The following is a 22,459-nucleotide window of genomic DNA, read 5'->3' on the forward strand; positions in this document are numbered from 1 at the left end:
ACGCCTTTAGATAGGAATTGAAAGCGGTTACTCTGAATCTCGTTTTGCTCGTGGAAAATAGCTTTGATAGGAGGATTGCAACATGGCTTTTGACACGTGGGTGTAGATTTGTGTCGTTGATAAATTGGCATGCCCCAATAGCTCTTGAACCGTTCGCATATCAGCTCCTCGATTGAGCAAAGTCGTGGCAAAGGTGTGCCGCAACATATGGGGATGAATTTTGGTCGTTAGCGCCGTTTTGTTCATCAACTCTTGAAGAATATAGGTGATGCCAGCTGGCGTTAACGCCCCACCGTGTACATTTAGAAAAACCTCTTCTGGTGGCTCGGTTGTTTTATTTTTGGCCAATAACGCGGGTCGGTCGTTTTCCAGATAATTTTGCAAAGCCTTTTTGGCCATTGAACCAAAGGGAACGTAGCGATCTTTGTCCCCTTTCCCATGAATTAAAACAAGCTGATTGTTTAGGTTCAATTGCGCAATGGTTAAATTGGCTAACTCTGAAACACGGACCCCAGTAGCAAAAAGAAATTCTAACAGCGCAGCATCGCGAAGGTATTGGGGATGGTCAGCTTGATCGTAAGCAACCTTGAAGAGCGCTTTCAATTCATTATCGTACAGAAATTCCGGTAAGTGAGCCTGGTGTTTGCGAAGCGTCACACCCTCAAAAGGATTATCTGTTGCGAGGTCCTCCTTGACCAAGTACGAATAGAAGTTTTTCAGACTCGAAACCTTCCGTGCAATGGTTGTTCTCGCCAGGTTATGTTCATAAAGACTGCTTAAATAAACCCGGACATCGAGCGGCTGAACGTTTTGAAAAGTCGTAAACCCACCGTTGTCATTTAAATAGGCCACAAAGGCCAGAATATCCTTTATATAGGCCTTAATGGTCAACGGCGAATAGCCTCGTTCGGCTGATAAATAAGATTGGTATTGTGTTACTTCCTCTTGCATAACTTCATTATACGCTAAAGTAATTCTTAAGAAGAAGTAAAGACCCTTACGATTCATCAAAAGCACAACATAACGAGTAAAACACGCGGTATAGTGAACATAGTTTAACAAGTGCTAGGAGGCAAAAACATGAACTTACCAATGAATTCAAACACGGACTACTTGCGTCACAATCTCGAAATGAAGCGGGTTAAGTTTTCTGCCTTCTTCCTCCGTTTTCGTGACAATATCCTAAACAACCGTGACAAGCGCGTTGCTCTTGAAGCTGGCCGCCAATACGAAGCGAAGCATCACCAAGCAGACGACTTGCTCACAAAGCGCGTGATTGCGGCAAACGATCGTTACGCTTACGGTTCACGTGCTACACGCCGTCATTAAGATTACAAAGTCCCCTTTATCGGGGCTTTTTTATTTGCAAATTTATATACAAATAAAAACGATTCGTTTAAGATAAGCGAATCGTTTTTTATGGTCACAATTTAGTTCTTAAAGGAATGAATTGGCGCTGGTACGTGTCCCCCACGGTTGATAAATGCAGCAGAAGACTTTTCCACCACGGGCATAACCGGTGCAGTACCAAGTAAACCACCATAGTCAACCATGTCGCCGACCTTGGTACCGTTTGTTGGCAAAATACGAACAGCCGTAGTCTTATTGTTTTGAATACCGATGGCTGCTTCATCCGCAATCATCGCAGAAATGGTCGTGGCTGGTGTTTCACCAGGAATGGCAATCATATCCAACCCAACCGAACAAACGGAAGTCATCGCTTCCAATTTCGCTAATGAAAGTGTTCCGGCCTTCACGGCGTCAATCATGCCGGCATCTTCGGAAACTGGAATGAAAGCGCCAGACAAGCCACCAACACCCTGAGCAGCCATCACGCCACCCTTCTTAACGGCATCGTTTAGGAGCATCAATGCAGCCGTAGTACCGTGCGCACCAACTTGTTCCAAGCCAATGGCTTCCAAGACTTCGGCAACCGAATCCCCCCGGGCCGGTGTTGGCGCCAAGGAAAGATCGACGATGCCAAATTCAACCCCGAGGCGTTCGGCGGCTAAGGAACCAACCAATTGGCCAACTCGAGTAATCTTGAAAGCCGTCTTCTTAATGGTTTCGGCCACCGTTGTAATGGACTGTCCCTTGACTTTATCCAAGGCACGCTTAACAACACCGGGACCTGAAACCCCAACGTTAATCACAACATCTGGTTCCGTTACACCATGAAAGGCACCAGCCATGAAGGGATTGTCTTCCACGGCATTGGCAAAAATAACCATTTTAGCGTTAGCTGTATCCGAAAGGTCGGTAATCTTCTTGACCGTTTCGCCCATCAACTTTACCGCATCAAGGTTCATTCCAGCCTTAGAAGAACCAATGTTCACCGATGACATGACCAAATCCGTTTCAGTCAAGGCCCTTGGCAATGACTTGATTAACGCCAAGTCCCCGTGTGAAAAGCCTTTTTGAACAAGGGCTGAGTAGCCACCAACATAATCAACACCAACGGTCTTAGCTGCATCGTCAAGTGCGTGTGCTAGGAGCAAAATCTCTTCCTCGTTAGCAGAACCAGCCACCAAGGAAATGGGCGTGACCGAAATTCGCTTATTCGTGATGGGCACACCGTACTCACGTTCAATTTGTTCGGCAACCGCCACTAAATCTTTAGCGTAAGTGGTAATCTTTTTGTAAATGTTTTGAGCCGTTTCTTGGACAGATCCGCCGACAGTGTCAAGGAGAGAAATCCCCATCGTCACCGTTCGAATATCAAAATTGTCCTCTTCGACCATCTTAATGGTTTCTTCAATTTGCGTCGTTTCCATGACAGTTATCCTTTAGTTTGCTTCGCCGACTTAGATATGGGCCATTGCGTCAAAAATTTCTTCTCGCTGAACGTGAACTGACACGCCCATGGCCGTTCCCTTTTCCTTCAAAGCAGCGTGAATTTCGTTAAAGGAATCTTCACCAGCAATTCCCACCAGCATGGACATTGTGAAGGTTGACGACATAATTGTCTGTGACAAATCCAAAATATTCACGCCATGGGTAGCTAGTTCAGTGGCAATGCCGGCCACGATTCCGGCCTTATCTTGTCCAACAACGGTTACAACAGCTTTCATTCTTTCTCCGCCTTTCGGTCGCATGTAATTAATGGGTAGCAAACAAGTCGTTTGATTAGACGACTGCCCCATCGTAAGGAATTTTTTCGAGTTTTTCAAAGTCATAATCGGCCACGTCTTCGACTGAGTGCAAATAAGCCGTTAACGCCTGGGCAATCATGAGGTTCAACGTTACGTCGTCTTCTTTAATGACAATCACCGGGATTTTCTTGGCATAGGCATAGCCTAATTCCCAGGCCGTTCCAGAATCAGCATCGGCACCGTCAAAGTCAGACAAGGCAACAACCAAGTCACAATCATCAATTGCCTGAACGTCCGAAGCGTAAGTCACCTTCTGCCATTCCGGTGAAAACATTTCGTACTCTTCGTGTTGATGCTTACGTGGAGAGAAAACATCACCGATTTGGGGATGTTCAGCTAACACTTTTTCCAAACGCTCGACCTGTGCGACCTGCGTTTTTGAAAAAAAGGGACCAGCTAGATAAACTCGTTTTGCCATGATAAACTCCTTCTTTCTGTCTTGAAACTAGTTTATCAAAAAAAACGATGTCAAGGCGATGACTTTCGCAAAAAATTGTAACAAAAAAGTCGGCAAACCCGACTTTTTTACTTACCCTATTTTTTGTATTGGTACTGACGGTAATGCCCCTGCCAGCCCAGAAACTCACAACGACCCGTCTGACCAGGTGCTTCTGATCGAACATCCCCACTTGAATCAAAGAGCTGACTTGTAAACATGGTTTCGTATTCAAAAAGCGATAACTGTCGCCGCTTATCCAGCATTTCTTGGACATTCTGCTGCGACAACACTTTCTGATAGCCAATCGTCAACGTTAGGGAGAAGAGTTCCGCTTCGGCACCAGAGCCAAAGGAGAAGAGTCCAATCCGATCACCGGCTGCCAGCTCCTCCGAACGGTCCAAGAGAGACAAAAGCGATAGATACAAGGAACCAGTGTAAAGATTTCCCACCAAACGGTTGTAGTACTGGGATTCCGTCAATCGCTTTCGTAATGCCACTTGTCGCTCCTCATCCACTTCTGGCAGGATTTGTTCGAGGGCTTTCTTCCCCATCTTGGTATAGGGCAAATGGAAAGCAAAACCGGCAAAATCGGACAAAGAACGCTGGTTTTGTACCTTATAGCGCTGCCAAAGAGCCAAAAACATGTCCTTGTAAACATCGGTTGACTGATGACCATCCACTAGGGCAATGTCAGAGTCAATTGGTCGCCAAAAGTCAGGTTCGTCTTGCACCATATAAACGCTGTCATCATTAATTTCGGCAATCTTTGGATCAGTCGAAATCAGCATGGCCACCGCCCCAGCTCCCTGGGTAACTTCGCCCGGTGTGTGTAAGCCATAACGCGCCACGTCCGCTGCAATCACCAGGACTTTTTTATCGGGATGAAGCGAAACAAAGTCTTTCGCCTGCATCAGGGCAAAGGTACCGCCGTAACAGGCCTGTTTGACTTCAATCGCTCGGATGTCATCCTTTAGACCGAGAAAATTTTTCGCAAAGATAGCAGCCGACTTGGAGTTATCGACGCCCGATTCCGTTCCAAAGAGGAGCATCTCGATGTCAACGGTTGAAACCGTTTTTAACAAAGTCGCTGCCGCATTGACCCCCATCGTCACCACGTCTTCATAGTTTGGCAGAACGGACTGTTGACTTTGCCCGATACCGATTGTGTACTTATCGGGTTCTTCCCCCCGGGCTTTCGCTAGCTCAACCATGTCGAGCGAAAAGCCAGGCGTATAAAACGTCATTTGTTCGATTCCAACAGTCATTTTAACAATCCTTTCAATACAAAAAGGGCTCATGAGCCCTTGCCGTATTTTTTAATCGTAAAGTGCTTTAACCTTTGCTTGGATAGCATCAGAAGAAATAAATTCATCATAAGTGGTATCCAAACGATCCACCACGCCCTTGTTCGAAACTTCAACAATGTGGTTAGCCGTCGTTTCCAGGAATTCATGATCGTGTGACGTCATGATGACGGAGCCCTTGAAGGCTGTTACGGCTTCGTTCAGCGATTGGATGGATTCCAAATCCAAGTGGTTCGTTGGGTCATCCAGTAGCAAGACATTGGCCTTCAAAAGCATCAACTTGGCTAAGACGATGCGGACCTTCTCGCCCCCGGATAATACCTTGATTTGCTTCAAGGCATCGTCGCCCTTGAAGAGCATTTGACCAAGCATACCGCGCAGCGATGTGTTGTCCTTTTGTTCTTCTTCGGCAAAGTCGCGCAACCAATCCAAGATGACCTTTTCCTGATCATCAAAGTTGTCATTCAAATCTTTAGCAAGGTAGGACTGGGACGTCGTCACACCCCAGGTAACCGAACCAGTATCCGGTTCCATTGTACCGGCAAGAATTTGCATCAAAGTCGTCGTGGCCAAATCCGAACGGGACAAAATGGCAATTTTATCACCAGGACGGCCGGTAAAGCTGATGTTGTCCAAGACTTTTTCACCATCAATGGACTTTGAAATGCCTTCGACTTTAACCAAATCGTTTCCCATTTCTCGGTTAATTGGGAAAGAAATGTAAGGATACTTACGTGATGAAGGCTTGATATCATCCAAAGTAATCTTATCCAACTGCTTCTTACGAGCCGTGGCTTGCTTGGACTTCGACGCGTTAGCAGAAAAACGGGCCACGAATTCTTGCAACTGCTTAATTTGCTCTTCCTTCTTGGCGTTTTGCTGTGAAGCCAAACGTTGGGCCAGCTCAGCAGACTCACGCCAAAAGTCATAGTTTCCAACAAATGGCGTAATCTTGCCGTAGTCAACATCCAGGATGTTTGTTGAAACCACGTTCAAGAAGTGTCGATCGTGGGAAACAACAATAACCAGGTTTTCAAAGTCGGCTAGGAAGTTCTCTAACCAGGCAATGGTTTGCACGTCCAATCCGTTAGTCGGCTCATCAAGAACCAGAATGTCGGGATTGCCAAACAAAGCTTGTGCCAACAGCACCTTCACCTTGTCGTTTTCAGTCAACTCGCCCATCAACGTGTAGTGCATGGATTCATCGATTCCCAGTTTCGTGAGCAGCTGAGCTGCTTCCGCTTCGGCATTCCAACCATCCAACTCTTCGAATTCGGCTGACAAGTCCCCGACGCGAACACCATCTTCATCCGAAAAATCAGGCTTTGCATAAATGGCATCCATCTCCGTCTTCACTTCGTGAAGGCGTTTGTGTCCCTGAATAACCGTATCCAATACCGTATATTCATCAAAGGCAAAGTGGTCCTGTTGCAAGGACGACATACGAGAACCCGCAGTAATGTTAATCGAGCCCTCGGTTGGTTCCAACTCACCCTGCAAGAGCTTTAGAAAAGTCGACTTACCAGCACCATTGGCACCGATAATGCCATAAGTGTGGCCCGGAACTAATTTTAAGTTCACGTCCTGATAGAGCTTCTTACCAGAAAATGAAAAAGACATATCTGAAACTGTAATCACGGTGTTTCCCTCCGTATTCAATAAATGTGATATTAACCTTATAATAGTCTAACAGAAAAGCGCCCTTAATTGGGCGCTTTTCTCAATCGAATCATTAAATATCGCGGTAGCCACCATCGACGGGGAGCTCGTTTTCGTCAGGATCATCACTCGTGTTTGCCAAATAGGTAAAGAAAGTGAGTACCAGGTACAAAAATGCCAAATAATAGCCATAAGTATCGTTAACTAAACTAAAGAGCCAATTTGACAAAAGAGCAAAAACCAATGGCTGGACAAAGACATAGTAAAAGCGAAAGCCGCGTTTGCGAATGGCATAGCCAAAGGCTAATGCAAAGCCACCATTTAGAAAAAAGTACACAAAAGTGACCTTTGTCAGGGTTGACCAATCAAAATAGGAAGCAATGAAAGGCAGAACGAGCGTCACAACGAGAAGCCCCAACAACCAATTCCCGACCTTATTTCGAAATAACTTGTTCATGTTCATTTGCATCAACTGTCCCCGTTTACTCTTGTTTATTCGTTCTCCATTATATGTGCTTTCAACTGACGGGGCAAGCAAATCATGAAATCAACAGTTAATCTGCTAACTCCCAAACCACGGATAGCGCACTCAGTGTATACAATGGTGCCGTTTCTGCTCGAAGAATTCGCGGACCAAGACCTGCCGGCTGAAAGCCCTCCTGTTGGAGTTGCGCCACTTCCGCTTCCGAAAGGCCACCTTCCGGACCAAAAAGAACCGCCAATCGCTGACCGGCCTGGGCCGACTCAGCGACTTTTAAAAGCGTCGCCTTCTCCCCTTCCTTCGCTGACTCTTCCCAGGCGACCAAGCCCAGGTCTTTATCAGTTTGCAAAGCGTCCTCATAGGACATAAAGAGAATTTCAGGAACCACGAGCCGGTGCGATTGTTCGGCAGCGTTCAAAGCGATTTTTTGTAGTCGTGCCAGCTTTTTTTCCTGCTGCTTGCCCCAATCCACGACCGTCCGCGCCATCTTGGTTAAAACAATTCGGTTAACGCCCAATTCCGTCGCCTTTTGAACAAACCAGTCCGTTCGGTCGTTTTTGACCGGTGAAACAATGAGGGTTACATCAACCGGTAGCTCGACCGACTGCTCTTTCTCTTCGAGTACCGTTACCTCGGCTTCATCGCCTGACAAAGTCGTTAATTCAGCAATCACTAATCGCTGGTTATTATCCACAAATTCAGCCTTCGTTCCGACTTTGGCACGGCGCACTCGGACCAAATGATGGAAAACCGGCTGGTTTTTATTCAAATGAATGACTTGTTCAATTGGTTCATCTAAGAAATATCGGTGCATCTGTTTCTCCTAGGCCGTCACGTCTTCTGGCAATCGGCAAATGAAGGCGTGCCAAGTGGCGGACTGCATCTTTTGTTCAATCGCGAAACCGGCGTCTTGCAGCGCTTGTTCAATCTCTTCCTCGACGTCGTCGTAGATTCCAGAAACCAAGAACAAGCCGCCCTTTTTGAGGACCTGACGAACTTGCGGAATTAAAGGCAAAATGACGTCCGCTAAAATATTCGCCAACACCAAATCGATGCCGGTATTAATAAAGTCGGTTGGAACGTCTTGCATCAAATCCGAGGCAACCACTTGAACATCCTTTGCCACTGGATTGAGTGCCAAATTTTCTTCGGCCGTTTGAACCGCAGCCGCATCGATATCGGTTGCCAATAACTCACCAACGCCAAGGTACTTGGCGGCCACGGCCAGAACGCCAGACCCAGTTCCCACGTCTATGGTTTTTTCACCACCGCGAACGACCGTTTCCAAGGCTTGCAACATCAGTGCCGTCGTTGGGTGCGTACCAGTCCCGAAGGCTTGGTCCGGATCCATGACAATCAGTTGTTCGCTCGCTTGCTCTGGTTGATATTCTTCCCATTTTGGCACCACCGTAAAGCGGTTGGTTACCCGACTGGCATGGTAATAATTCTTCCATTCGTTTTCAAAAGTCGTCGACGACAGCGCTTCATTCACCACTGGCTTTGATTGAACCGCCAAACCCTGCTCTTCCAATAACTGTAAGCCAATTTGGTAGGCCTGTACACGCTCCTGCCAACCTTCTTTGCTCTGATCCTCGTAAATCGTCAGCTTTTGCTCGTCCTGTTGTACCCCATCGGCACCTAAATCAATTAACACGGAGACAACAAAATCCTGTAACTCCGCCGGCACTTTCCAAGTAACTTCTTGATACGTGGCCATTAAGGTCCTCCTTGACTGAAAAAAGGGACCAACTGTCCCTTCTGCGTTTTGCATCCTAGTTTTTGTTTCCTTCTTTGGCTTCTACACCATCCGTTGCCACATCGATAACGACTTTACCCAGACTATGGTGACTGGCCACGTCTTGGAAGGCCAAACGAACGTTATCGACTGATAAGCCAGCGTACACCTTCGTCACCGTTGAATGGAGAACGCCCTGATCAAAGAGCGTCGCCATTTGTTGTAGCATTTGTCCCTGTTCGGACAAAAAGAGGTCGTTATTACCACGAGCCAACATGAAGACCCAGGTAAAGCTAGCGGACTTGGGTTTCAACTCTCCCAATTCCAATGGCAAAGTCGATCCCACAATGGCCGCAATCCGACCGTAAGGACGAATCAACTGCACCATGGCGTCCCAATAGGTCATGGTGTCCTGTAGATTAGCAATGTAATCAACCTGGTGGAAACCAGCATCAGCCAGTTGTGTTGGCAAATCGTCATGATAATTAACGACGAAGTCGGCTCCCATTTGCCGCACCCATTGCGTTGATTCCTTTTGACCAGCCGTCGCAATGACCGTTAAGCCCATGTATTTAGCTAGTTGAATCAAGATTGAACCAACACCGCCGGCTCCGTTGATCACAAGCAACGACTGTCCCTTGGCCGCGTCTTTTTCCACTGGAAGACTAAAGCCATGGTGCAAAATATCATGGGCCGTAATCGCCGTCAAAGGCATCGCAGCGGCCTCACTATCCGACAAACTCTCGGGGGCCTTGGCGACCATTTGGTAATCAATCACTTGATACTCAGCATCAGCACCCTGCTTTTGTTGCTTGCCAGCATAGTAGACGCGGTCACCAATGGTAAAGCCACTCACATCCTGCCCCATTGCCATGACACGGCCAACGACATCCAAACCGAAAATACGGAAGTCGCCCTTTTCCTTATAACCCGACCGCATTTTAACGTCGACCGGGTTCACTGAGGTGGCCAAAACCTGAACGAGTAACTCATTGCTCTTCGGGTCTGGTACGGGCAGTGTTCGTTCACTAAACGATTCCTCATCAGAAAGTGGACTTACATGGGTAATCCCAACAGCTCGCATTTTTTGGTGAAAGCCACCCATTATTGTATCCATAACATTTTTAAAAGGCATGGTTCACTCCTTTAAAATATCCATCCAGATTGGTCAATTTTAACCCAGTTCCCAGTCTTTCTTGTTTTTCTTTTGCCAAAGTCAGCGCCGTTTGCTCACGTTGCCAGCAGTCCCCTTAGTTTCCTTTGGCGTACTTTTCATCATCTTCCGTCTTCAAAACCGCCATGAAGGCTTCTTGTGGAACAGAAACCGTTCCAACATCCTTCATTCGGGCCTTACCACGCTTCTGCTTGTTCAAGAGCTTGGCACGACGGTCGGGATCCCCCGTGTGAATCTTCGATGTAACGTCCTTACGATAAGCCTTGATGTTCGTTCGGGCCAAAATCTTGTTACCAATGGCGGCCTGTACTGGAATTTCAAAGTTCTGCCGAGGAATAATTTCCTTTAACTTCGACGTGATGATTCGACCACGCTCAGCAGCAAAGTCGCGATGAACGATGAAGGACAAAGCATCCACCCGGTCCCCGTTCAATAGAATATCAATTTTGACCAAATCAGCTGCTCGGTAGCCAGACAGTTCGTAGTCCAACGACGCGAAACCGCGGGTCGAGGACTTCAACTTGTCGAAGAAATTAAAGATAATTTCAGACAATGGCAAGTAGTACTTCACGTTCACCCGGCTATCATCAAGGTATTCCATGGTGTCAAATTCACCACGCTTCCGTTGTGCCAACTCCATGACGGCACCAACATAATCATTTGGCACCATAATCTGGGCGTGCACATAGGGCTCTTCAATCTGACGAATGTTTTGCGATTCGGGTAACTCTGAGGGGTTTTCAATCATCAAAGTTTCACCGTCCACCGTTTCGACTTTATAAGTCACGGAAGGCGCCGTCGTCACGAGGTCCAAGTCGAACTCTCGCTCGAGTCGTTCCTGAATGACGTCCATGTGCAACAGCCCAAGGAATCCAACACGGAAACCAAAGCCCAAAGCCTGTGACGTTTCCGGTTCAAAGGTCAAAGCCGCATCGTTTAGTTGCAACTTTTCCAAGGCCTCACGTAAATCACCGTACTTGGCGTTATCAGCTGGATAAAGTCCAGAGTACACCATTGGCGTCATAGGCTTATAACCGGGAAGCGGTTCACTTGCCGGATTATTGACCAAGGTCACCGTATCCCCAGAATGCGTCGTCGAAATATCCTTAATGGCAGCTGTCAGATAGCCAACATCCCCCGCCATCAGATAATTACGCTTTTGGGCGTTTGGCGACATCACTCCGACCTCGGTTACTTCGTACTCCGCACCGGTATTCATCATGCGTACCTTATCGCCGGGCTTAACCACCCCTTCGCGAACACGAAGGTTAATCACAACCCCACGGTAAGGGTCATATTGTGAATCAAAAATCAACGCACGTAAGGGGGCATCCAGGTCTCCATCAGGTGCGGGAAAGTCAGAAACAATTCGTTCCAACAGTTCGGGAATCCCAATGCCCTTTTTGGCTGAGACCAAGACAGCATCTTCAGCATCCAGTCCAATCATGTCTTCAATTTCTTTTTTAACCTTTGGAACATCGGCTGATGGCAAATCAATTTTGTTTAAGACCGGCAGGATTTCCAAGTCGTTATCAATGGCCAAATAAACGTTAGCCAAAGTTTGCGCCTCGACCCCCTGTGCCGCATCCACAACCAAAATGGCCCCTTCGGCAGCGGCCAACGAACGCGACACTTCGTATGAAAAGTCGACGTGTCCCGGCGTATCAATCAAGTGGAAAATATATTCCTGACCATCATTGGCCTTATAGTTCACCTCAACGGCATTCAGCTTAATGGTAATCCCACGTTCACGCTCGAGTTCCATGGTATCCAACAACTGGTTTTGCATATCGCGTTCGGCAACCGTTTGCGTCTGTTCCAAAATTCGATCGGCAATCGTGGACTTCCCATGGTCGATATGAGCCACAATCGAAAAATTACGAATACGCTTCTGTCGTTCTTTTAATTGGTCAATTGTAAAATCAGCCATGTTTACCTGCTTTTTAAAGAGTTTTTAGTCTTTCTTATTTTACACGAAAAAGGCCGTCAAAAAAAGAGCTAACGGCGGAAGTGTGATTTTAATCATCTTTGAATTTCTCTCATTATTTTCACATAAAAGACCGTTACTTTGTTAAAATAAGACAAAGAATTCAAGAAGAAAGCGAGTAACGACATGACAGCTATCCAAATCACCGATCTCTACAAGCTCAAAAGTTTCAGTCAACCTTTTGGGACGTCCGACCGTACCTTCTTTGTTCAAACCCAGATGAATAAAGAAAAAAACGACTACCAGGCAAACATCTTGGCAATTGAAGAAACTGGTACAGTTCAGCCCTACACCAACGGTGGAAAGAATCTGCAACCCATCGTTGTTGGCAACAGCCTTTACTACCGCCATCAAGATAATCAGAGCCACTACCAGCTGATGAAAATGCCTGTGGACGGCGGTGTTGCCACACCAGTTACAAAGGAAAACGGCTCTGTCGACGACCTACGTTTTAGTCCAGATGGAACATTAGCTTTCTTAAAAGTCACACTCAGTCCAGAAAAAGATGAAGAAAAAGACCAAGGTTTAACGCCCCGGCATCTCACCAAAGTTCAAAACAAGGCCGACGGGATTGGCTGGTTACCAACTGAAAACGTCTACGAATTGAAGACCTTTGATCAGGAAACCGGTGAAACAAAACTAATTAAGAGTTTTTCCCATGACTTTCACCTACAGGACGTTTCAGCCGACACCCAAGAAGTTGCCTACCTTGCGGCTGAGCACCCCGACTGGACCGACAAATTTGATACCAGTCAGGCCGTTTACGTATACAACCGCCAGACGGATCAAACCACCTGGGTAACTGCAAGCATCCCCAACGGTGTTTTCACCGATGCCGCCTTTTCGCCTGACCAAAGTCGGATGGCCATCATCGGTTCGGATTATCATGCCTATTCGGCGACGGTTAATCAGCTCTATGTCTATGACACCAAGAGCAACGAACTGACAAAACCGGCACAAGACGAACAGGTCAACGTTGGTTATGGTAATCCAATTGCAGACGATTGGACCCAGAACCCTAGCCATGTCTCCGGTTTCTGGGTGGATAACGATACCTATCTCTATACAGCCGTTCACCATGGCCATAGCCAGCTCTATCGATATCACGCCCAAGAAAACACTACGGAAAAGGTTCATGAAGCCGACCGCCACATTGTTGACTTTGCCATGATTGATAACCAAAACATTGTTTTCGTTCATTCGACCGCCGAAAAAGCCGGCGAAATTCGGGCCCTGAACATTGAAACAAAAGCCGAACGGGTACTAGCCAATCCAAACGCCGACTATGAATCAACGCACCAGTATGCCCCAACCGAATCCTTCTACTACAAAACGGCGGATGGCAAAGCCGAGGTTCAGGGTTGGTTTACCAAGGCACAGACGAACAATGACACCGCACCACTCATTCTCTACATTCACGGTGGCCCACACGCTGCCTTCGCCAACACCTTCTTTCAGGAGTTCCAAGCACTTGCCGGAGAAGGCTTCAACGTGCTCTATGTTAACCCTCGTGGTTCGACATCCTATGGAGAAGACTTTGCCACCGATGTCATGGGCCATTATGGCGAAAACGACTATGCCGATGTTATGACTGCTGTGGACTACGCCCTCACCCACTTTAAGGGAATCAACCCCGACAAAGTCTTTGTCGCCGGTGGTTCTTACGGTGGCTTCTTATCAACCTGGATCATTGGTCATACCGACCGCTTCCAGGCAGCTATTGTGCAGCGCCCCGCCATCGACTGGTTCAATCTCTATCACAATTCTGACATTGGCGTTCCCTTCGTCACCATGGAACTCGGTGCCGACCTTTACAAGGATAAGGCTTATCAACTCTACTGGGAAAAGTCGCCTTTGGCCTATGCCGACAAAATCACGACGCCTGTCCGCATCCAACACGGTGAAGCTGACCGACGCTGTCCTCCTAGCCAAAGTGAAGCGCTCTTCACCGCCGTTAAGCGAACAGGGACAGAATGTGACTACATCCGTTACCCCAAGTCCTTCCATGGCTTCTCACGAAACGGCAAGCCTTCCCTCCGTGTCCAGCGGATGCAAGACATTGTGGAGTGGTTTAAGAAGTTTTAATCAAATTGACTTGACCACAAACAGTCAAAAAGCCCTCATCAAATTGATGAGGGCTTTTTTCATACTCAAATCATTCTTTTGATGGGTCGGTCTCATTAACAATGAAGTCAAATAAAAAAGACCTTTACGGTCAATTAGAACAATTATTTCAAATTTACTTGATAAGCTGCAGGTGTGAGATTGAGTTCATGTTCAATATTTTGTCCTTGAATCTTGTAGAACTTGACTTGGTCAATATTTTTCTTTGCAAGATCTGTGAACCGATAAAGTCGATAAATAACGTAGTCCTCTTTGTTTTCCAACGCAAACGCATACTCGTTTTGACTCATAAAGAAAGGAGTCGTTGCCTCATGATTCGTGGTCTTCACCTCAATATAGAGCGGACTACCGTCGAAATTAAAGGAAAAGATATCATAACCATCTCCGTCCCCTTCTTTTGAAACACGCTTCACCTTATCTTGTAACTCAGGATAATTAACGAGCCGTTCTTTTTCATACTCAAGAACTAACTCCTCACCGCTCAAACCTAACTTTTGGTTTCTTTCTTGTTCTGCTAGGTAATCTATCCTTCGTACTGTTCTCTTCTTATTCTTTGTAGGCTTTAACTTTTTCCGGAGGGTAGGACGCTCCTTTTCAATAAGTGACGCGTGCTCCAGCTTGTCCGTGATCGCTTCAGCTTCTGCAGCATTATCCGTATAAGTGGTAGTGCATTGGTAATTTAAAATATAGGTCGCGCTTTTTTCAAGATCCTTCGTGTCTTGCATCATGGCCTTAACACTCATGAGCTTTGACCACATCAACTCAATATCTTTCACAAGTTCGGTATTTGTGGGAAGTTGATTGGCGTCATACTCAATACTATAGATCTCTCCCGCCTCATAACCAAAGGCCAGGCTGTTGTGTTTCGAGTTATCTGATGAAAGCTTCATTGGAAGCGCAGTATTTCTGATTGATAATTCATTTTGAAAATACGAAGCAACTGTCCTTGCTTTTTCTTCAGCAGGCATATCAATCGTTTCATTTTTAAATTCTTTTTCCCAGAAGGTCCAGCCTTGGTTAAGTGAAAGATAAACACGTTTCATATCTTCAGAGAAGAGATAAACCACGAAGAAGCCACGTTGAACTGATTTCGTAATATCGGTATCACAAATTGCAATCCAAGGGGCTGCTGCCCACAGGCCTGTTCCACCTGATCCATATATCTTTACGTTATCTGCATTAAAGAACAACTCATCTGCATCAAATCCTTGACGCAAAGTTGCTGCTAACCAGTTGGCCTTAAACGGCTTCTCCTTTTCTGCCAAATAATTATTAAATACCGTTTCCAGCGTATCGTGTATGTTCATCTTCTGCTTCCTCTTATACTTTTCTAGAATTATTGTATAACAAATAATGAATTCTAGAATAAAAGAAGTTGATTAATTGACCAGGAATACCCCATTTTAATTAGTCTATTTTATTAGTTGCTTCATATTTTGATTAACAAAAAGTCGGACTCTTTCGAGTCCGACTTTTTTCACAGATAGATAAAATTACTTAATCACAATTTCCTCAATATCACCCAGGCCATCAATTAAGGTTTTGATGGCACCCAATTGGGCGTAACGGTTGTTTTTGATGGTTTCATCATCATAGTTCACCATGGTGTTATCGAAGTAGGCAGCGATTGGTGCCTGCAAGGTGGCCAGAGCCTCGTAAAGGGCTTCGGCACCTTGGGCTTTCAGAGCTTGCAAAGATAGATTCTTAGTATCTTCGTACAAGGCTTTTTCCTGATCGTTGGCCAACAAGCTTGGGTTAACCGGTGTCATGACGGGCACCTTCTTAGCCAAGCGAGTGACACGTGACAAGGATTCCATCACGTCACGGAAGTTCGCATCCGTTGAATGGGCAGCCAAGACTTTGGTCCGGTCAGCGACATAGACGTAATCGCCGATGACAACGTTTGCTGTTCCAGCAGAAACGATATCCTTGCGGATACCGGCATCAAGTGCTTGCTTGCGGACACGGTCCGTTAAGAAGGCCAAAACAAGGTCCAAGTTTGCATCAGCAACTTGACCGTTCTTTTGCTTAAAGCTCGTCAGAATGTCCAAGAGGTTGAAATGCCAATCAAAGGCTTCCAAAGTCCGAACAACCCCTGTGGCTGCACGGCGCAAACCGTAAGGGTCGTTGGCACCAGATGGCATCATATCGTGGGCAAAGAACGTCACGATGGAATCAAGCTTATCGGCGATGGCCAAAACGGCACCAACCTTTGTTTGAGCGACTGCCCCGTCGGCAGAGGTTGGCAGGTAGTGCTCGTAAATGGCTTTGGCAACGGCATCGTTTTCTCCAAAGAGCTTGGCGTAATGTTCACCCATGACACCCTGGAGTTCGTCGAACTCACCGACCATTCCCGTCATCAAATCAAACTTGTAGATTTGGGCTGCCCGGTTCAAGTCCGCTTGTTCGTCCTTTGACAAGCCCAAGGCCTGTGCCAACTGTGCAGACAAGCCCTGAACACGTTCCATGTGCTCGTATACCGTTCCAATCTTCTCGTGGAAGACCAACTTCTTAACACGGTCCATGTAGTCGTTGATTGACTTTTCTTGGTCCTCCTTATAGAAGAAGGCCGCATCTTCCAAACGAGCAACCAAGACTTTTTCGTTTCCACGAGCCACGTTTTCAATGTGGTCAGCGTTTCCGTTACGAACGGAAAGGAAGTGTGGCAAGAGGTCACCCTCCTTGTTCGTGACGAAGAAGAAGCGTTGGTGGTCACGCATGGAAGTAATCAAGACTTCCTTTGGCAATGCCAGGTACTTCTTATCAAAGTCACCGGAGAAGGCCGTTGGCCATTCAACGATGTTGTTAACTTCTTCTAGAAGGTCCTTGGCCATTTCGGATTGCAAATCCAACTGCCAGTCGTGATCTTTGGCAATGGTGGTCAATTGGTCTTTAATGGTTGCCTTTCGCTTGCCGGCATCGGCCATCACGAAGGCAGCCATTAACGTCTGTTCATAATCCTTTGCGGCTGGTATGACCACGTGGTCCGTTGACAAGAAACGGTGACCGCGTGTTGTCTGTCCGGCTTTGACATCAAGCACCGAAAATGGCACCACTTCGTTATCCAAAATTGAAACCAGCCAACGAATCGGACGGATGTAGTGGAAGGAATGGTTACCCCACTTCATGTAAGTGGTAAAAGTCATTTGCTCAACCACTTCTTGACCAATCTTAGACAAGATTTCCTTGGCGGGCACGCCAGGAATCTCTTTTTTAGCCCAGAGATAACCATCCTTTTCGGTCAGTGCTTCTGGCGTTGTACCCTGGCCGCGGGCAAAGCCCTGCGCCGCCTTTGACCAGTTCCCTTCGTCATCCTTGGCCCGGTCAACGGCCGGTCCACGTTTTACTTCGGAAACGGATTCTGATCCATCCGCTAGTCCAGAAAGTTCAACGGCCAACCGACGTGGTGTTGAAAAAGGCTTAATTTCTTGAACAGCTAGGCGATGTTCGTCCAAAAAGTCCTTTACGCGCTTGACCAACTGCTTTTCAGAAGAGGTTACCAAGTGTGCGGGCATCTCTTCCAATCCAATTTCTAAAATATAGTCTGCCATTAGTCCTGGTCCTCCTTCTTCGCGTACTTTCCCTTTTCACCAAGGTACTTTTCACGCAGTGCTTCATCCTTCAACAGTGGGAAACCGAGCTTTGCTCGTTCCTCAATAAAGACTTTGGAAACCTGACGGGCCATCGTCCGGATACGGTGAAGGTAACCAGCACGTTCCGTTACGGAAACCGTTCCACGAGCGTCCAAAAGGTTGAAAGTGTGAGATGACTTGAGAATGTAGTCATAGGCCGGGTGCACAAGTCCGAGTTCCAAGCAGTGCTTGGCTTCGGCTTCGTAATCATCGAAATGGCGGAGCAACATCTCTTGGTTTGATTCCTCAAAGGCATACTTTGAGTGTTCGTATTCCGGTTCCTTAAAGATGTCACCATACAAGACACCGTGTCCCCATTCGAGGTCGTAAACCGTTGGAACGTCTTGGATATAAGAAGCTAAACGCTCCAAACCGTAAGTGATTTCTGAGGTAACTGAATCAACCTCAATCCCACCAACTTGCTGGAAGTAAGTAAACTGCGTCACTTCCATACCGTCTAACCAGACTTCCCAACCGATACCGGCGGCTCCCATTGAAGGATTTTCCCAGTTATCTTCTACGAAACGGATATCGTGTTCCAAGGGATTAATTCCCAAGGCTTCCAAGGAAGCCAGGTAAAGTTCCTGAATGTTGTCAGGTGAAGGCTTCATCACCACTTGGAACTGGTGGTGTTGAAAGAGTCGGTTGGGGTTATCCCCATAACGGCCATCGGCGGGGCGACGAGATGGTTGTACATAGGCAGCCGCCCATGGCTCCGGACCATTAGCACGTAAGAATGTGTACGGACTTTGCGTTCCGGCACCCACTTCATTATCATAGGCCTGCATGAGGTTAGCACCCTTTGCTGCCCAGAATTCTTGCAAAGTCAGGATAATATCCTGTAATGAAAGTTTTTTATCAGTCATAATTACTTCGTTAATCCTTTTCTTTTTTTAATTCGTCAAACTTAGCTTTCATGGTTGGATTACCACGGGTCAATTTCTTGACGGAAAGATCATCCAGCTTATTGTTAGCCAAGCGCAGCTGGTTTTCGGAGGTCGTCAACTTCTTCTTGACCTCCTCCATCCGCCGAATGGCTTTATCAATTTCATCGATTGCCTGCTGGAAATTGTTTGAGTAAGATAGATAGTTCTTAGCAAACTTGTCCTTAAAGGTGCTGATATTATCCTCGAAATTGGTAATATCAACGTTCTGCTCCTTCGCCTCTTCCAGTTGTTTCTTATACTGAACAGAATCTAAAGCAGCGTTTCGTAACAACCCAATGAAATGCACAAAGAACTGCGGTCGAATGACGTACATCTTTGGGTAATCCGGTACTTGCACAATCCCGGTGTTATAGTAGTCATTATCGCTTTCAAGTAAGGAAACCAAAACAGCATATTCTGTCTCTTTTTCACGACGATCCTTATCCAGTTCCTTGAAGAAATCGGCGTTCTTGTGCTTTTTCTCGGTTGTGTCCGCTTCGTTTTTCATGTCAAACATGATGGAAATAAACTCAATGCCATCATCGTAATCGCGGAAGATAAAGTCTCCCTTCGAACCCGTTTGCTTCGAAACTTCGTTATCTTTTTCAAAGTAGGCATTTGGAAAGGCATAGGGCCGAATCTTATTGAACTCTTGATGAGCGTAGACTTCGAGTGACTCCCCAATTTCTTTGGTGGACTGCTTGGCTTTGAAGTCCTTCCAGAACTCAACCTTTTCTTCTGCCGCTTTCAGTTGGGCTTCATACTCCGACTTGGTTTGAACCAACGCCAGCTCTTTCTCACGATCTTGGTTCTGTACCTGATTTTCGAGTGCCAGCTTTTGCTTTTCAAGCGCTTGCTTTTCCTGATTTGCCTTTTCCTTTTGTTCAGCCAAATCCTTTTGCAGTTGCGCTTGAACGTCCTGCAGTTCCTTTTGAAGCTGTTCCTTTTCAGTGGCCTGCTTTTGAACCAGTTCTTCCCGCTGCTTTGAAAGTGCTAGCTCCTGCTGGTTTTTTTGCTGATCCTGTTGACTCTTCAACGCTGCCTTTAGCTCGGCTAATTCCTCTTGCAGCTTACTCTGCTCTTGCCGTGTCTTCTCAGCAACCGCCTGTTTTTCCTTTTCCAAAGTCAGACTGGCTCGCTGCTTTTCTTCCGCTAATTTCGAATCAAGGAGAGCCGCATGACTCTTTTCCCAGTCATCTTTCTCTTTCTTCAATCGCTCATCGAGACTATCTTGAAGTGCCCTGGAGAGTGTATTCGTATCGACTTCTTGCTTATCCTTCAAATCAATCAGGTCGCCAACCTGACCAGCTTCTTGAAGTTCCAAGACCGTCTCAGACTTGACACTGTACTTTAGCTTCTTTGCCATCGTCCCTCCTTTATGCGACAAAAAACCGCGCCAAACGGTCCAATGCCAAATTTCCTTGACATCAGGACGCTTGCGCGCGGTTCCACCTGATTTCCAGGGTATTTTTACCCTGACACTTTCGTTTTCCTTCATCACTCGCCGGGTGCCAAACCGGGTCATTGCAATCAAGTTGCTTACCCATATTATGCTATTTTAAAGAAAAAAAGGCAAGTAAAAAAGGATACTAACCAATCAAATGTTAGCATCCCTTTTACTTAGGCATGACGATAAACGTAGAAGTATGGATAATCGTTTGCCGCAGCATAGTAATTATAATCGTGTTCGGAAACCGCGGAATTATAACCGCCGTTAGTCCAGTAATCAACCGAAATTTCGCGAGCACCAGAACCATTGCTGTTGTCAGCTTGATTAATCACCATGATGTGTCCGTTTGCACCACCCGAATTACCACGCTTACCCCAGACCACAATGTCGCCAACCTCTTTATTGACTTTAGTATTTTCTGCTACTAACTGGTAGCCATTCGCCTTTAAGTAGTCATGAATACTGTCCGTGTTGTAGATATAAGCTGGCTTCGTTGCTCCGGCCTCAACGAGCGCCTGAACCATGGCACCGGAACAGTCCGCCGTGCCGTCAGATCCAGTACGAGAACCATACATGGAGTAGGTAATTTTGCCATAATTTTTATAGAACCAATTGGCCACTTCACTCGAGGCAAAACGACGGTAGTAAGTACCGTCATCACCGAAGAAATACCACTGGCCATCAATGTATTGCGAACCTTGAACAGCACGACCATCGTTATCCGTATAATAAGTCAGACCCCAAGCTTGTCGCCAGCCAGCGTTTTGTCGAACACCGTCGATGAACCAGTAATATGTGCCGGTATAGTAACGGAAGCCGGTGTAGAGCTTTCCATCTTCGTACCAACGGTAGCCACCGTTTTGGGAGGAACCATCGTAGATGTAACCTGTCCAGGGTACGGATTGACCATTTTGATCAGTGTGATAGACTTTGCCATCAACCGTGTAAGAAGCGGCTTCGCGAAGGTAGAAAGTGTTGTCATCACCAAAGTTATACTGCTTGCCGTCAATGGTTTGAATGCCTTGAACGGCTCGGCCATCGGCATCCGTGTAGTATTTATGACCCCAGGCTTCACGCCAACCTGCGTTTTGCCGAACGCCATCAACAAACCAATAGTAAGTGCCCGTGTAATAACGGAAACCCGTAAAGAGTTGGCCATTTTCATACCAACGGTAACCACCATTTTGGTCCGAGCCATCGTAAAGATAGCCTGAGGTACGCAAATAGAAGGTGTCGTCATCACCAAAGTCGAACACCTGACCATTGATTGTCTGCTTTCCTTGCACAGCACGACCATCATTATCCGTGTAGTATTTATTTCCCCAGGCTTCACGCCAACCTGCATTTTGCCGAACACCGTTCACGAACCAGTAGTAACTACCAGCGTGAAAGCGAAAACCAGTAAAAAGTTGACCGTCTTCAAACCAGTTATAACCACCGTTTTCAGTGGAAACTTCTGGTGAGTAAACATAGCCAGAGGTGTGTTCAGCAGCATACTTAGCTAGTGCCGCATCACGTTGACTCTGCTGATTGGCGACTTCCCCATTTTGATTCGCGTTGTCATCGGCCGAAGCCTGTTGTTGGTTAAAAGCAGAAAGACTAGTAGCGGCAACTGCCAGACCAAACCAGGCTTTCCCATTTAGATTATTTTTATTTGTCATAAGAAAATGCCTACTTTTCCTTGTCATTCTTTGTATCCATTAAAGATACCTTCAAGAATAAATATAACACAAACAGAAGAAATCGGCTAAATTCAACAACTACTTTTGCCAGTCTTAATGGCTTTTACGTTATTTTAATAATTAAAACAACTAAAAAAAGATGGATAGAATCCATCTTTTTTTCGGAAATTAAATCGTCATCAATTCTTTTTCCTTATCTTCAGCAATCTCGTCAATTGCCTTGATGTTGTCATCCGTTAACTTCTGAACCTTGTCTTCTGATTCGTGAACTTGGTCTTCCGTTAGTTCCTTATCCTTCTTGATGGCGTCCATTGCATCACGACGAACGTTACGAACCGCAACCTTGGACTTTTCAGCTTCGGCCTTAACTTCCTTAACCAATTCCTTCCGTCGCTCTTCCGTCATTTGCGGGATAGCCAAACGAACGATATTCCCATCAGAGGCTGGGTTCAAGCCCAAATCTGAAACGTTAATCGCCGTCACGATTGCTTCCAAAGCGCCCTTATCAAAAGGTGTGATCAACAGCAAACGCGCTTCTGGTACTGAAATAGAGGCCACCTGGTTTAATGGCACCATGGCACCGTAATATTCAACCTGCACACGGTCCAAAATACGTGGGTTGGCACGGCCAGTACGGATTTCACCCAATTCACGACGAAGCGCGTCTTGCGCCCCCTTCATCTTTTCAGTTGCTTGATTAAAATCAATCGCCAT

At 46.4% G+C, this 22,459-nt stretch carries 19 protein-coding genes; 2 read left to right on the top strand and 17 right to left on the bottom strand.

What is annotated here, in order from left to right; translation table 11 throughout:
* Nucleotides 1-27 precede the first annotated feature (27 nt).
* Nucleotides 28-951, bottom strand: a complete 924-nt coding sequence (xerC, locus tag IV71_RS01470; RefSeq protein ID WP_010691776.1) for a tyrosine recombinase XerC — start codon at nt 949-951, stop codon at nt 28-30.
* Between the two features lie 129 nt (nt 952-1,080).
* Here xerC and IV71_RS01475 point away from each other — a divergent pair, with 129 nt between their 5' ends.
* Nucleotides 1,081-1,329, top strand: a complete 249-nt coding sequence (locus IV71_RS01475; protein WP_010691777.1) for a hypothetical protein — start codon at nt 1,081-1,083, stop codon at nt 1,327-1,329.
* A gap of 101 nt (nt 1,330-1,430) precedes the next feature.
* Here the strand turns inward: IV71_RS01475 and IV71_RS01480 are convergent, their stop codons facing one another.
* From IV71_RS01480 to lepA, 10 genes are all read right to left on the bottom strand, one after another.
* Nucleotides 1,431-2,774 carry a PFL family protein gene (locus IV71_RS01480; RefSeq protein WP_010691778.1) on the bottom strand — a complete coding sequence of 448 codons (1,344 nt, stop codon included), beginning with the start codon at nt 2,772-2,774 and terminating at the stop codon, nt 1,431-1,433.
* 30 nt (nt 2,775-2,804) lie between these two features.
* On the bottom strand, nt 2,805-3,071 hold the full coding sequence (locus tag IV71_RS01485; protein WP_010691779.1) for an ACT domain-containing protein: 267 nt from the start codon (nt 3,069-3,071) through the stop codon (nt 2,805-2,807).
* Nucleotides 3,072-3,126: 55 nt separating this feature from the next.
* Nucleotides 3,127-3,570: a nucleoside 2-deoxyribosyltransferase gene (locus tag IV71_RS01490; protein WP_010691780.1), complete on the bottom strand. Its 444-nt coding sequence runs from the start codon at nt 3,568-3,570 to the stop codon at nt 3,127-3,129.
* Between the two features lie 116 nt (nt 3,571-3,686).
* Entirely contained in the window at nt 3,687-4,856 is a 1,170-nt protein-coding gene (locus tag IV71_RS01495; RefSeq protein WP_056994994.1) for a hydroxymethylglutaryl-CoA synthase, read from the bottom strand.
* 51 nt (nt 4,857-4,907) lie between these two features.
* Nucleotides 4,908-6,533 carry an ABC-F family ATP-binding cassette domain-containing protein gene (locus tag IV71_RS01500; protein WP_010691788.1) on the bottom strand — a complete coding sequence of 542 codons (1,626 nt, stop codon included), beginning with the start codon at nt 6,531-6,533 and terminating at the stop codon, nt 4,908-4,910.
* Nucleotides 6,534-6,627: 94 nt separating this feature from the next.
* A complete protein-coding gene (locus tag IV71_RS01505; RefSeq protein ID WP_033444914.1) occupies nt 6,628-7,011 on the bottom strand; it encodes a hypothetical protein in 384 nt (127 codons plus the stop codon).
* A 97-nt stretch (nt 7,012-7,108) separates the two neighbouring features.
* Complete coding sequence (locus IV71_RS01510) at nt 7,109-7,849, bottom strand: RsmE family RNA methyltransferase (RefSeq protein WP_010691790.1); 741 nt, start codon at nt 7,847-7,849, stop codon at nt 7,109-7,111.
* Nucleotides 7,850-7,858: 9 nt separating this feature from the next.
* Entirely contained in the window at nt 7,859-8,752 is an 894-nt protein-coding gene (gene prmA, locus IV71_RS01515; RefSeq protein ID WP_010691792.1) for a 50S ribosomal protein L11 methyltransferase, read from the bottom strand.
* 55 nt (nt 8,753-8,807) lie between these two features.
* Nucleotides 8,808-9,905 carry a zinc-binding alcohol dehydrogenase family protein gene (locus tag IV71_RS01520; RefSeq protein WP_010691794.1) on the bottom strand — a complete coding sequence of 366 codons (1,098 nt, stop codon included), beginning with the start codon at nt 9,903-9,905 and terminating at the stop codon, nt 8,808-8,810.
* A 115-nt stretch (nt 9,906-10,020) separates the two neighbouring features.
* Nucleotides 10,021-11,874, bottom strand: a complete 1,854-nt coding sequence (lepA, locus tag IV71_RS01525; protein WP_010691796.1) for a translation elongation factor 4 — start codon at nt 11,872-11,874, stop codon at nt 10,021-10,023.
* A gap of 183 nt (nt 11,875-12,057) precedes the next feature.
* On the opposite strand from lepA, the gene IV71_RS01530 reads away from it, so the two are divergent.
* The gene (locus tag IV71_RS01530) at nt 12,058-14,016 is read left to right on the top strand and encodes a S9 family peptidase (protein WP_010691798.1); all 1,959 of its coding nucleotides are present in this window, start codon (nt 12,058-12,060) and stop codon (nt 14,014-14,016) included.
* A gap of 143 nt (nt 14,017-14,159) precedes the next feature.
* Here IV71_RS01530 and IV71_RS01535 read toward each other — a convergent pair whose 3' ends face one another.
* The 6 genes from IV71_RS01535 to frr all read right to left on the bottom strand — a co-directional run bounded on the left by IV71_RS01535 (nt 14,160) and on the right by frr (nt 22,459).
* Nucleotides 14,160-15,362, bottom strand: coding sequence for an MrcB family domain-containing protein (locus IV71_RS01535; protein ID WP_010691799.1), 1,203 nt, complete (start codon nt 15,360-15,362; stop codon nt 14,160-14,162).
* A 186-nt stretch (nt 15,363-15,548) separates the two neighbouring features.
* Nucleotides 15,549-17,606 (bottom strand): glycine--tRNA ligase subunit beta, encoded by a 2,058-nt coding sequence (glyS, locus tag IV71_RS01540; RefSeq protein WP_010691801.1) that lies wholly within the window; start codon nt 17,604-17,606, stop codon nt 15,549-15,551.
* Nucleotides 17,606-18,553 (bottom strand): glycine--tRNA ligase subunit alpha, encoded by a 948-nt coding sequence (gene glyQ, locus IV71_RS01545; RefSeq protein WP_010691803.1) that lies wholly within the window; start codon nt 18,551-18,553, stop codon nt 17,606-17,608. Before glyQ ends, glyS begins: the two co-directional genes overlap by 1 nt.
* 10 nt (nt 18,554-18,563) lie before the next feature.
* Entirely contained in the window at nt 18,564-19,979 is a 1,416-nt protein-coding gene (locus tag IV71_RS01550) for a DUF2130 domain-containing protein (RefSeq protein ID WP_010691805.1), read from the bottom strand.
* 254 nt (nt 19,980-20,233) lie between these two features.
* Complete coding sequence (locus tag IV71_RS07710; protein ID WP_082139151.1) at nt 20,234-21,724, bottom strand: peptidoglycan amidohydrolase family protein; 1,491 nt, start codon at nt 21,722-21,724, stop codon at nt 20,234-20,236.
* Between the two features lie 189 nt (nt 21,725-21,913).
* The gene (frr, locus tag IV71_RS01560; RefSeq protein WP_010690702.1) at nt 21,914-22,459 is read right to left on the bottom strand and encodes a ribosome recycling factor; all 546 of its coding nucleotides are present in this window, start codon (nt 22,457-22,459) and stop codon (nt 21,914-21,916) included.

The sequence above is a fragment of the Fructobacillus fructosus KCTC 3544 genome (genome assembly GCF_001438695.1).
GTDB lineage: Bacteria > Bacillota > Bacilli > Lactobacillales > Lactobacillaceae > Fructobacillus > Fructobacillus fructosus.